The organism is Streptomyces sp. NPDC041784, assembly GCF_055591025.1.
Genome location: NZ_JBVJAB010000011.1, coordinates 148,399 through 160,223, shown reverse-complemented (window position 1 = coordinate 160,223; position 11,825 = coordinate 148,399). Strand labels below are relative to the sequence as shown.

Here is an 11,825-nt window from a genome sequence, read left to right as displayed (position 1 = left end):
GAGGCCGGAGGGAAGCAGGACGGAAGGAAGAAGGAAGCGAGGAGCGGTGGACCGTACCGAGGCGGCCGACGGACCCGACGCACAGGCCGAGGGGGACGGCGGACCGAACCTCGCCATGGCCGTGCACCACGCGCGTGAGGGACGCGACCTGCTGGCCGCGCACCGGGAGCGCGAGGCCGTCGAGGCCTACCGGCGCGCCCTGCCGTACGCCCGGCAGGCGGTCGCCGACGGACAGGGGCCGCACACCGACCTGGTGGGGCCTGGGCGGCCTTCGTCCTGGTGGGTGCCGGACGCGCCATCTCCGCGCGGACCGGGGAGAGTTGCGGTGCGGCGGACACAGGGTCATGACGTGGCTACAGTGAGCGAGCGCCGAGAGGTACGGCGGAAGGGGGCGCACATGTCCGGTGGGGTTCCGATCGACGACGAGGCACGGGAGGACGCCGTGGACGTCCTCCGGGACCTCCTCCGATGGCATCACCCGCCGCAGCGCTGGGAACGGGTCGAGGAGATGGTCGGCTCGCTCGCCGACGCCCTCGACCGCGGGGACGGCGACGCGCTGCGAACGGCCACCGCCGAGCTGGAACTGGCCGGACCGGTCCGGATCACCCGGATCGGCGCCGAGTCGTCGATTCCGGTGCCGGAACGGACCCGCGACCGCGCCAACCATCTGGTGCACGCGCTCGGCCGGCCCCAGGGGGATCCGGTCGGCGGCGATCCGGGTGAGGCGGGCGGTCCGGGGGGTCCGGGCGGTCCGGGGGGTGACGTTGGCAGTGACGGAACCCGTACGCCCACCCACTGACCAGGAACTCGTGGTCCACGTCTACGCGCCGACCGACGGCCCGTACGCCAAGGCCGCCTACCGGCAGATCCAGGGCATCTGGGACCGCTGCCGGGACCGGCTGGGCATGGTGCGGCAGATCGCCGCCACCGGTCTGTCGGCCACCCTGCCGGCCGCCCCCGACGCGATGGCGCCGGACCGGCCCGCCGCGGCGATCGAGGACCGGGCGGCCGGCTACCAGGCCGTCGTGCGCCGCGAGCACGACGTGGTGAATCTGTCGGTCGCGTTCGCCGCGCCCCAGGACACCGCGCCCCAGGACACCGCGCCCCAGGACACCGCGTCCCAGGACACCGCGCCCCAGGACACCGCGCCCCAGGACACCGCGCCCCAGGACACCGCGCCGCAGGACACCGTTCCGCAGGGCACCGCGCTCCGGGGCGCCGCGTCCGGGAGCCCGCGCCTCGGGTCCGCGCCGCCGCCCGGCTGGGTCGAGTTCGACCGCTGGTGGGACGAGCTGGCCGCCCACGGCACCGACGCCCTGCTGGGGGTCGTCCGGGTCTGCCAGGCGAAGTTCACAGGTGAACCGGCTCCCGCGCTCGACGCGATGGCCCACGAGGTGCGCGCGACGCTGCCCGGCACCGGTCACGCCCCGGACTGGTGGCGGCGCGGCTGGACCACCGCGGAAGGGTTCGCCGTGTGGGAGGTGTCGCCGGACGACGAACGTGCCGGGCGGCGCGTCGTCGTCCTCGCCCCCGAGGACCAGGACGCCGAGCTGAGCGCCTGGACCTGGAGCCAGGGCGATCCGGCCATGCCACCGCTGGCCCGCTATCTGATGCACGCGGCGAAACTCCGCTACCAGGCCCGGACACGGGGTGACGCGGAGCAGCGGCTCAGACGCCTCGTCGCCGGCGTGAACGACCATGCCGCGCAGGTGCGCGCCGCGCTGGAACGGGGCTCGGCCGACTCCGCCGCGCTCACCCGGCTGCGACTGGACGAGGCCGACCTGACGTCCGCCGCACGGGACGTCCGCACGATGCGGCGCACCGTGGAGATCGCCGCGCACAACATGACGGCCGCGCTCGCCGAGCCGTGGCGCAGCGACCGGCGGCTCGCCGAGTGGCTGGTGGACCAGCTGGACGACGACACGGAGTACCTGGAGGCGGCGCGCGAACTGGCCCGCGAGCTCGGCCGCCTCGCCCAGCAGAGCCCCACCGACACACGGCGGGACCCCACGGGCTGGGTCCGGTACTCCCCACCGCACACCGGTGAGGGACGGCAGCGCGTCAGCCAGCGCCTCGGCTTCGCCGTGGACGTCGAGAGCTACAGCGGCCGTACCTCACCGGACAAGCTGGGCGTGCAGCAGCGGGTCGCCGCCCTGACGCAGGAGATTCTCGACGACCTCGGCTACCGCCTGGAGGAGGCCGACCGCCAGATGACCGGGGACGGCATCAACGTCTTCCTCCCGGCGGAGGCCGAACTGCACCGCGTGCTTCCCAGGTTGCTGCACTCCTGGCGGGAACGCCTCGCGGCGGACAACGCGCGCTTCCGCGACCGGATGCGGATACGGCTGTCCACCGGGGTGGGGCCGGTCGCGGCGGCCCCGCTCGGCTTCTCCGGGGCCACCATCGTGAACATCAGCCGCATGCTGGACAGCTCCGTCCTGCGCGACGCCCTGACCGCCCACCCCGGCGCCGACCTCGCCGCCCTGGTCTCCGACGTGCTGTACGAGGCCGTCGTCGGCGAGGGCTATCCGGGGCTGGACGCCGCGCAGTTCGAACGGGTCACGGTCGAGGTCAAGAACTTCCGGCGCCCCGCCTGGCTGTGGGTCCCCGACTGACTTCCGCCGTCAGAGGCCCTACCGCATCTGAGGAACTCCGGAGCTTCGCCCGCGGGCCGACCGCCCGGAGAGCGCCGCGACGTAGTCGGACAGCGCGGCCGCCGTGCCGTCGAGCGGGAAGCGGGTGCCGAGGTAGCCGTCCGGGCGGACGACGAACCCGGTCGGGCCGTCCGGATGGTAGAGCCGGGCGAACTCCCCGGCGGCGTCGCGGTACGCGGCGACGGCCAGCCTGTCGGCGGCGCCGGGTGCGGCCGCCCGGGCGAGGACGGCGACGGTCTGCAGACCGACCCCGGGCCTCGCCTCGGTCCCCGCGACGGCGACCGTGGCGGCGGCCGCCGCCCGGGCCAGGTCGGTGACATCGGCGGCGTACAGCAGTGCCACGTGCCCGGCACGGCCGCGCAGCACGTCGAGCAGGCGCAGCGGGTAGGCGGCCGCCGGCGCGGTCAGGCCGTCGCAGTCCGGGGCCCGGTCGCCGGGCTGCGGTGCTTCGAGGGGCCCGTACGGGGCGCCGGCGAGCGGGCCGTCCCGGTAGCCGATGAGCAGCTGGGCCTCGCGCAGCATCACCGTCCCCGGGTCGTCGGGGTCGCTCTGGACGCCCCGCACGGCGTGCCGGACGGTGCGTCCGACGACCTCCTCGCCGATCGGGCGGCGCTCGGCGTCGTAGCTCTCCAGCAGGGCGGGCCCCGCCATTCCGCGCAGGACGAGGGCGAGCTTCCAGGCCAGGTTGCAGGCGTCCTGCACACCCGTGTTCATGCCCTGGGCGCCGGTGGGCGGGTGGATGTGGGCGGCGTCGCCCGCGACGAAGACGCGTCCCTCGCCGTAGCGGTCGACGATGCGATGGCTGATGCGGAAGACGGAGGACCAGCGCATCCGGGAGAGCACGGCCGGCCGGGGGCCGAGCCGGTCGACGACCGCCTGGATGTGATGCAGCTCCGGTGCGCGCCCGCCCTCCAGACCGTGCGCCACCTCTTCCTCCCGGCCGCTCGTCCCAATGGACAGCTCGGGCGGGACCAGCATCGACATGCGGTAGCGGCCCGAACCCGGCAGCGGGATGCAGACCAGCAGGTCGTCGCTGGAACCGTCGTCGGCGAGGTGCATCGACCGGATGCCGAAGCCGTGCGGCATGTCCCAGTCGGCCTCGACGTCGCCCAGCATGTACTCCTCGGCGAACGCCGCCCCCTCGTAGCTGAGGCCCAGCGTCTTGCGGACGGTGCTGTGTGCCCCGTCGCAGCCGATCAGATAGCCCACCCGCAGCTCCTCCTGGGCGCCGGAGGCCGTGCGCAGCAGTGCGGTGACGCCGTCCGGGTCCTGGGTGAACGACAGCAGTTCGGTGCCGCGTTCGACCGCCGTGCCCTGGTCGGCGACGTACTCCTCCAGGAGGCTTTCGGTCTCGTACTGCGGCAGCGCGGCGAAATGGTAGGGCACCTCGGGCGGCAGCGAGAGATCGATCCGCGCCTGCTCCCGGCCGTTGACGTAGAGCAGCTGCCCGCGCATCAGCGCGGCGGCCTCCAGCACGGTACGGGCCAGCCCCATCCGGTCCCAGATCTCCAGCGTGCGCGGCTGGATGCCGACCGCCTTCGCGAACGGCAGCCGGGCCGGCAGCCGGTCCACGATCCGGCACCGCGCGCCGTGCCGGCCCAGTTCGGCGGCCGCGCTCAGGCCGACCGGGCCGGCGCCCACGATCAGTACGTCGGTCGTCGGGGTGTGCGCCACGGGTGCCTCCCAGCGTCGGGCCCCCCGAACCGCCTCCCGTCCTCCATGGTCACCCGTCCGCGCGCGGGCGGCGAGCCGGGCGGACCGCCGCCCCACGGCGGACATCCGACCCGGGCGCGAGGGGAAAGCGGGCGCCACCCACCGATTGTCACCGGACTGTCACAGACGGGCATGACGACACAACTCTGGTACGGCATCCCGTGTCGAAGGGGGCGTCGGCAGCGAAAAGGGGAATTGCCGACCAACCATGGAAACGGGGACCAATCCATGATCAAGCGCAAGAAGCTCGCCCTGGGCGCCGCCACCTTCCTGCTCGTGACCGGAGCCGGAATCACCGTCGCGCCCGCCGCCTTCGCCGGCACGCCGGGCGGAACCTTCGCCGGTGACCGGGGCAGCGACTTCGACGGCGACGGCTACGACGACGTCCTGACCGGCGCCCCGGGCGGCACCGTCGGCGGCAAGAAGGGCGCGGGTTACGTCACCGTCCAGTACGGCTCGGCCGGCGGCATCGGGACGGCGAACACCGTGCCGAGGGTCCGTACCGCCGTGCTCAGCCAGTCGACCGCCGGGGTGTCCGGCGCCGCGGAGGCCGGCGACGCCTTCGGCGCCTCCGTCGCCACGGGTGACGTCAACGGGGACGGCTACGACGACGCGGTCGTCGGCTCGCCGGGCGAGGACCTGGACGGTGCGGCGGACGCCGGCCGGGCCAGCGTGCTGTACGGCTCCGCGAGCGGCCTGCGGGGCACCGGCAGCGTCTCCCTGGAGGCGGTCGAGCCGAAGCGGGAGGCCGGCTACGGCGGCGCGGTGGCCGCGGCCCACTTCACCTCGGCGACACCCGGCGACGGGATCGCCGTCTCCGACGACGAGGGCGTCGACCTGTTCTCCGACGAGGGGCCCATGCTCCGTGTCACCCGCCTGGAGACCGTGAACGAACCCGGTGACCGGGCCGTCGTCCCGTTCAACCTCACCACCGGGAACTTCGACGGCGACGGCTACGCCGACCTCGTCGTCTCCGGGCTGAGCCTGGTGGACGAGGAGGGGGTGCGCGGCCGCACGGTGGTGTTCGAGGGCGGTCCGCACGCCCTGGCCTACGTCCGCGACCTGACCGGCGGCCCGTCCGCCGCGGCCGGTGACATCAACGGCGACGGCTACGACGAACTGGTCACCGGCGACGAGGGCACTCCCGAGTCCGGGGGCCTGGTCGCCATCCGCTACGGCAGCGAGGACGGCATCACCGAACTCGCCGACGAACTGACCCAGGACACGCCGGGCGTCCCGGGTACGGCCGAGGAGGCCGACGGCTGGGGCACCGACCTGTCGGTCGCCGACTCGAACGGAGACGGCTACGCGGACCTCGCGGTCGGCGCGCCCGGCGAGGACATCGGCACGGTGCCCGACGCGGGCGCGGTGTGGGTGATCCGGGGCCAGCAGCGCGGCTGGACACCGACGGGCGTGCGCTCCTTCGACCAGAACTCGGCACACGTACCCGGCTCCGCCGAGGCCGGTGACGCCTTCGGCGCCCAGGTCCGGCTCGTCGACACCGACGCCGACGGCCGCGCCGAACTCCTCGCCGCCGCGCCCGGCGAGAACACCGACGACGGCGTCGCGATCGCCTTCCCGGCCGCGACCACGGGCATCACCGCCGACGGCTCCTGGCTGTACGGCGGCGGCTCGTTCGCGGTCTCGGGGACGGACGCGCGCTTCGGCGCGGCGATCGACGAGTAGCCCGGCACACTCCAGCGCCCCCGGCCCGGTCGTCCCGGCCCGGTCGTCCCGGCCCGGTCGTCCCGGCCCGGTCGTCCCGGCCCGGTCGTCCCGGCCCGGTCGTCCCGGGCCGGTCGTCCCGGCCCGGGGGCGCTACGCACCATGGCCCCTTGCCGTGCAGCCGAGTGACATGTGGTCCGTGACGGCGTCCGTGCTACGGGAATCCCCGTCGCTCCCTGTTGGATGACCTCAGGTACGAACGAAGCGAGGTCCCATGGCCGAGAGCACAGCGGACGCACGTTCGCCGGCACAGGAGGGGTTGAAGGCCGACGCGATCGGATTCGTGGACGCCCTCGTCATCGGGCTCAACTCCACCTCTCCCGCGTACTCGCTGGCCGCGGTCGTCGGCCCGGTCGTGGTGCTCGTGGGCGTCTACGCCCCCGGCGTGATGGTGGCGTCCTTCGTGCCGATGCTGCTGATCGCGTCGGCGTTCTACTACCTCAACAGGGTGGACCAGGACTGCGGCACGACCTTCTCCTGGGTCACCCGGGCCATGGGCCCGTGGGCGGGCTGGCTCGGTGGCTGGGCCATCGCGATGACCGGGGTCCTGGTCGTCGGATCGCTGGCGGACGTCGCCGTCACCTTCGCCCTGCTCGCCTTCGGCCTCGACAGCTGGGCCGACAACGACTTCCTGCGCCAGCTGCTGACGGTGCTGCTGATCATCGTGATGACCGCGGTGTGCGTCATCGGCACCGAGGTGTCGGCCAAGGTGCAGAACGTGCTCATCCTCGCCCAGGTCACCTGTCTGCTCGCCTTCGCCGTCGTGGCGCTGTACCGCGTGTACGCCGACACCGGCACCTTCGACTCCGCCGACCCGTCGGTCACGTGGCTGAACCCCTTCGGCGCCGGGGGAGCGGAGCTGACGGCCGCCCTGCTGCTGGGCGTGTTCATCTACTGGGGCTGGGAGTCTGCGGTCAACCTGACCGAGGAGACCGAGCACTCCGCCACCGCCCCGGGCAAGGCGGCCGTATGGTCGACCGTCGTCCTGCTGGTGACGTACGTGTCGGTCGCCTACGCGGTCGTGGCCTACGCCGGAACGACCTTCCTGGCCGAGAACGCGCAGGAGGAGGAGTTCATCTTCGCCCTGCTCGCGAGCGAGGCGATGGGCGGCTGGGACTGGGTCGTCCTGCTCGCCGTCTCCACCTCCGCGCTCGCCTCGACCCAGACGACGATCATCCCGGCGTCGCGCACCGCGCTGTCCATGGCCCGCCGGCACGCGTTGCCCTCGCACTTCGCGCACATCCATCCACGCTTCCGCACCCCCGACGTCAGCACCTGGTGGGTCGCGGGCATCGCCAGCGCCTGGTACCTCGTCCTCAACCAGATCAGCGCCAACGCCCTGTTCGACTCCCTCACCGCCCTGTCGCTGCTGATCGCCTTCTACTACGCGCTCACCGGCGTCGCCTGCGCCGTGTACTACCGCCGTCATCTGCTGGAGAGCGTCCACAATTTCGTGCTGATCGGCCTCGGCCCGCTGGTCGGCGCCGGGCTGCTCTCCTGGCTGCTCGTGGAGTCGGTCACCGACATGGCCGACCCGGCGAACTCCTACAGCGGCGTCTCCTGGTTCGGGCTCGGTCCGCCGCTCGTCATCGGGATCGGGATCGCCCTCGCCGGCGTGCTCCTCATGATCGTATGGCGGCTGACGGCCCCCGCCTTCTGGGCGGAACGCCCCGGCGTGGCCGATCCCGAACTCGTCCACGCCAAGGAGTCCTGAGATGTCCGTGGTCCTCGGATACGACGAGTCCCCGGGCGCGGTCCGCGCGCTGCGGGTCGCGCTCGAGGTGGCGGCCGCCTTCGGTGAACCCCTCGTCCTGGTCTACGGCGCCGCCGCGCCGGGCGGCATGGGCGAGGAGTACCGCACCCACCTCCAGGCCATTCGCGAGGCCGGCCGGGCCGCCCTCGACCACGCCGTCACGGCCGCCGACGAGGCCGGCGTCGCCACGACGGTCGAGGTCCTCGACCAGAAACCGGCCCAGGCCCTCCTCGACGCCGCGACCCGCCACACGGCCCGCTGCATCGTGGTGGGCAGCTGGGGCGAGAGCCCGGTACGCGGCGCCCTGCTGGGATCGACCCCCCACAAGCTCCTCCACCTGTCCCCGGTCCCGGTGCTCTGCGTACCGATGCAGGAGACCTGACCCGCCGGATCGGCCTATGACCTGTCCGGCCGATCACGCCGCAGACGCGGGGTGTGGCACGCCCTCCCCCAGAGGGGGTACCCCCAGCGGCGTTGTCGTCGGTTGCCGACTCCCCCACGCTCGGCTGCGCTCGCGCGGGGGGACCCCCATCGCGTCGACGCCCTCCTCCGCCTTGCAGCTGCACGCACCACACCCCGCTCACCGGCACTACCGAGGCACCGTCGCTTTCCTGCGACTTGATCGGCCGGACAGGGTCCTAGGCGCCGGTGACCGCCGCCTGTTCCGGGGTGTCCGACGTCGTGTCGTCGCCCTCGTGGTGGCGGCCCATCGGGATGACCATCGGGGTCCGGCTGACCGGGTCCTCGCGGACCACACAGCGCAGGCCGAAGACGTCCTCGACGACCGCGGCCGTGATGACCTCGGACGGGATGCCCTCGGCCACGATGCGACCGGCCTTCATGGCGACGATGTGGTCCGCGTAGCGGCACGCCTGGTTGAGGTCGTGGAGCACCATGACGACCGTGCGGCCCTGATGCCGGTTGAGGTCGGTGATCAGGTCGAGGACGTCGATCTGGTGCGCCAGGTCCAGGTACGTTGTCGGCTCGTCCAGCAGCATCACCGGGGTGCCCTGCGCGACCGCCATCGCGATCCAGGCCCGTTGCCGCTGGCCGCCGGAGAGTTCGTCCACGGCCCGGTGCGCGAGGTCGCTCATCGCCGTGGCCCGCAGCGCCTCGTGGACGGCCTCCTCGTCCCCGGCCGACCACTGCCGCCACCAGGTCTGGTGCGGTGCCCGGCCCCGCCCGACCAGGTCGACGACGGTGAGTCCCTCCGGGGCGACCGGCGTCTGCGGCAGGATGCCGAGCTTCTGCGCGAGGGCCCGGGTCGGGATCGTGTGCACGGCGCGGCCGTCGAGGTGGACGGCCCCCGCCCTGGGGGTGAGCAGCCGCGCCAGCGCGCGCAACAGCGTCGACTTGCCGCAGGCGTTGGCGCCGACGATCGCCGTGATCCGCCCGGAGGGCACCGCCAGGTCCAGTTCGTCGACGACGATCCGGTCGTCGTAGGCCAGCCGCAGTCCCCGGGCCCGCAGGTCGGGGCCGTCGGTGGGCCCTTCGTAGGTCGATGACACGTCCTCAGCCTCCTGAACCGGCGCGGTTGGCGCGGATGAGCAGCCACAGCAGAACGGGAGCGCCGAGCACTCCCGTCACGATCCCGACCGGCAGTTCGGTGTCCGGGACGATCTTTCGGGCGACGAGGTCGGACCCGAGCACCATCACGGCGCCGGTCAGGCCCGAGGCGAAGGGCGGCGGAAACGCCGTACCCGCCAGCCGCTGGGCGACCTGCGGGGCGGCGAGCGCCACGAACGCGACCGGCCCCGCGGTCGCCGTCCCGAACGCCACGAGGCCGACCGAGACGAGCAGCACCGCCACCCGCACCGTCTGGACCCGGGTGCCGAGGCCCCGGGCGACGTCTTCGCCGAGTTCCAGGGTCCGCATCAGCCGCCCGAGCAGCAGCGCCGTCGGCAGCAGGACGGCCAGGGCCAGGGCGAGCGGGCCGATCTGGTCCCAGGTACGGCCGTTGAGGTTGCCGACCAGCCAGCCGAGCGCCGCCTGCGCCTGGAAGCGCTCGCCGCGGGCCATGAGGTAGTCGGTGGCGCTGGTGCAGATCCATGCCACGCCGACGCCCACCAGCACGATCCGGTAGCCGGTGGTGCCCTTCTTCCAGGCCAGCGCGTAGACGACGAGCGCCGCCGCCAGCGCACCGGTCAGACCGAGGACCTGGGTGCTCGGCCCGCCGTCCGGGCCGAGGACGATGCCGGCCACCACGGCGACGCCGGCGCCCTGCGTGATGCCCATCATGTCGGGGCTGGCGAGCGGGTTGCGGGTCATCGCCTGGAGCAGCGCGCCCGAGACCCCGAACGCGACGCCGACCAGCAGCCCCGCGAGGGAGCGCGGCAGGCGCAGCTCCTGGACGATGAGCCGGGTGCCGGGGTCGCCGCCGCCCAGCAGCGCCTGGGTCACCTCGGTGAGCGACAGGGAGAGGTCGCCGACCGCCGTCTCCACGCAGAAGGCGAGGAAGGTGAGGGCGACGAGGACCAGCGAGACGGTCAGCAGCCGGGGCCGCAGCAGCCCGGACACGGGCGGCACGGCGAGCCGGAAGGTGACCCGCCCGGCGGTCCGCCGCGCCGGCGTCCGGTCCCCGGGGGCCGGCCCGCGCGAGGGCCCCTTCGCGTCCTGGGGCCCGGGCCGGCCCGCCGTCGGCGAAAGCTCGGTCGTCATGGCGTACGGCTCCACTGGTTCGGTCGGGGGTGCGGGTGGGGTCGGCGGACGCGGCCGGAAGGCCGGCGGTGAGGCCGGCCGCCACGGCCGGTGGCCGGTGGCCGTGGGGCAGGGTCCGTACGGCCACCGTGCCGGGACCCCGGAAACTGTCGCTCCGTCACCACCGCGACTCCCTCCCCCCGTGCCACCCTCACAGCTCCGCGAGCCGTCGGCGGCGCACCAGCGCAATGAAGAACGGTCCGCCGATGAAGGCCACCAGCACCCCGGCCTGGATCTCGACGGGACGGTCGATGAGCCGGCCCGTGACGTCGGCGGCGAGCAGCAGGCACGGCGCGAGCACCGCCGACAGCGGCAGCAGCCAGCGGTGGTCGGGCCCGATCCCGGCGTACTGGGCGAGGACGCGGGCGATGTGCGGCACGACCAGGCCGACGAAGACCACGGGCCCGATGACGGCGACGGCCCCGCCGGTCAGCAGGGTGACGGCCACCACCCCCTGCACCCGCACCAGCCCCAGCCTGAGCCCCAGTGAGGTCGCGACGTCGTCGCCGAGCGCGAGGCTGTTGAGGGAGGGCGCGCAGACGAGGGCGAGCACGGCGCCGAACGCGAGGAAGGGCAGCACCCGCAGCAGGACGTCCGTGTCCTGGTTGGCCAGCGAGCCCGCCGACCAGAACCGGTAGCGGTTGAGGGCGTCGGGGTCGGTGAGGGCGATCGCGCTGGTCAGCGAGAACAGCACGGAGGTCACCGCGACGCCGGACAGGGCGAGTTTGACCGGGGTCGAGCCGGACCGGCCGACCCCGCCGAGGAAGTAGACGAGCACGCTCGCGCCCAGCGCGCCGGCGAACGCGAACCAGATGTAGCCGTAGACCGAGCCGATGCCGAGGACGCCGACCGAGAGGACGACGGCGAAGGCCGCGCCCGCGCTGACCCCGAGGATGCCGGGATCCGCGAGCGGGTTGCGGGTCAGCGCCTGCATCAGCGCGCCGGACAGACCGAGCGCCGCCCCGGTGGCGAGCGCCAGCGCGGTGCGGGGCAGCCGTACCGACCAGATCACGTTGTCCACACGGGAGTTGGGCGCGTCGCCCAGGAGGGTGTTCCAGACCTGACGCAGCGGCACGTCGAGCGCGCCGTACGCCATCGAGAGGGCGCACAGGGTCAGAAGTGCCGCGCACGACAACGAGAGCAGCAGTACAGCGCGGGGGCCCGTGGCCGCCCGGACCGTCGAGGTCCCCACGTCAACTTCCTTTGGTCAGGCTTGCCTTAACTGTAGGGCGAGTTCCGGCTCGTCGCACTCCCCAGGACATCGGCCTGTGGAGGGGCTGTGA

The 11,825-nt window shown here is 73.7% G+C and carries 9 protein-coding genes; 5 read left to right on the top strand and 4 right to left on the bottom strand.

From position 1 onward, the window contains the following. Positions 1-46: 46 nt before the first annotated feature. Together ACZ6D7_RS24585 and ACZ6D7_RS24580 are read left to right on the top strand one after the other, a co-directional pair. Positions 47-799 carry a CATRA system-associated protein gene (locus ACZ6D7_RS24585; protein ID WP_469494479.1) on the top strand — a complete coding sequence of 251 codons (753 nt, stop codon included), beginning with the start codon at positions 47-49 and terminating at the stop codon, positions 797-799. Then, entirely contained in the window at positions 771-2,615 is a 1,845-nt protein-coding gene (locus ACZ6D7_RS24580; protein WP_469494477.1) for a CATRA conflict system CASPASE/TPR repeat-associated protein, read from the top strand. Before ACZ6D7_RS24585 ends, ACZ6D7_RS24580 begins: the two co-directional genes overlap by 29 nt. 18 nt (positions 2,616-2,633) lie before the next feature. On the opposite strand, the gene ACZ6D7_RS24575 is transcribed toward ACZ6D7_RS24580, so the two are convergent. Then, on the bottom strand, positions 2,634-4,328 hold the full coding sequence (locus ACZ6D7_RS24575) for an FAD-dependent monooxygenase (protein ID WP_469494474.1): 1,695 nt from the start codon (positions 4,326-4,328) through the stop codon (positions 2,634-2,636). Positions 4,329-4,595: 267 nt separating this feature from the next. On the opposite strand from ACZ6D7_RS24575, the gene ACZ6D7_RS24570 reads away from it, so the two are divergent. The 3 genes from ACZ6D7_RS24570 (at position 4,596) to ACZ6D7_RS24560 (ending at position 8,227) form a co-directional block, all read left to right on the top strand. Beyond that, complete coding sequence (locus ACZ6D7_RS24570; RefSeq protein WP_469494472.1) at positions 4,596-6,053, top strand: FG-GAP repeat protein; 1,458 nt, start codon at positions 4,596-4,598, stop codon at positions 6,051-6,053. Between the two features lie 253 nt (positions 6,054-6,306). Further along, a complete protein-coding gene (locus tag ACZ6D7_RS24565; RefSeq protein WP_469494469.1) occupies positions 6,307-7,806 on the top strand; it encodes an APC family permease in 1,500 nt (499 codons plus the stop codon). Between the two features lies 1 nt (position 7,807). Beyond that, complete coding sequence (locus tag ACZ6D7_RS24560; RefSeq protein ID WP_469494466.1) at positions 7,808-8,227, top strand: universal stress protein; 420 nt, start codon at positions 7,808-7,810, stop codon at positions 8,225-8,227. A 256-nt stretch (positions 8,228-8,483) separates the two neighbouring features. On the opposite strand, the gene ACZ6D7_RS24555 is transcribed toward ACZ6D7_RS24560, so the two are convergent. From ACZ6D7_RS24555 to ACZ6D7_RS24545, 3 genes are all read right to left on the bottom strand, one after another. Next, positions 8,484-9,353 (bottom strand): ABC transporter ATP-binding protein, encoded by an 870-nt coding sequence (locus tag ACZ6D7_RS24555; RefSeq protein WP_469494463.1) that lies wholly within the window; start codon positions 9,351-9,353, stop codon positions 8,484-8,486. A gap of 4 nt (positions 9,354-9,357) precedes the next feature. After that, complete coding sequence (locus ACZ6D7_RS24550) at positions 9,358-10,503, bottom strand: FecCD family ABC transporter permease (RefSeq protein WP_469494460.1); 1,146 nt, start codon at positions 10,501-10,503, stop codon at positions 9,358-9,360. A 190-nt stretch (positions 10,504-10,693) separates the two neighbouring features. Further along, a complete protein-coding gene (locus tag ACZ6D7_RS24545) occupies positions 10,694-11,734 on the bottom strand; it encodes a FecCD family ABC transporter permease (RefSeq protein WP_469494457.1) in 1,041 nt (346 codons plus the stop codon). Between the last annotated feature and the right edge of the window lie 91 nt (positions 11,735-11,825).

What these genes read in the sequence shown, in the direction of transcription:
- ACZ6D7_RS24570 (WP_469494472.1), top strand. Translation starts at nt 4,596, where the DNA reads ATGATCAAGCGCAAGAAGCTCGCCCTGGGCGCCGCCACCTTCCTGCTC.
- ACZ6D7_RS24565 (WP_469494469.1), top strand. Translation starts at nt 6,307, where the DNA reads ATGGCCGAGAGCACAGCGGACGCACGTTCGCCGGCACAGGAGGGGTTG.
- ACZ6D7_RS24560 (WP_469494466.1), top strand. Translation starts at nt 7,808, where the DNA reads ATGTCCGTGGTCCTCGGATACGACGAGTCCCCGGGCGCGGTCCGCGCG.
- ACZ6D7_RS24550 (WP_469494460.1), bottom strand. Translation starts at nt 10,503, where the DNA reads ATGACGACCGAGCTTTCGCCGACGGCGGGCCGGCCCGGGCCCCAGGAC.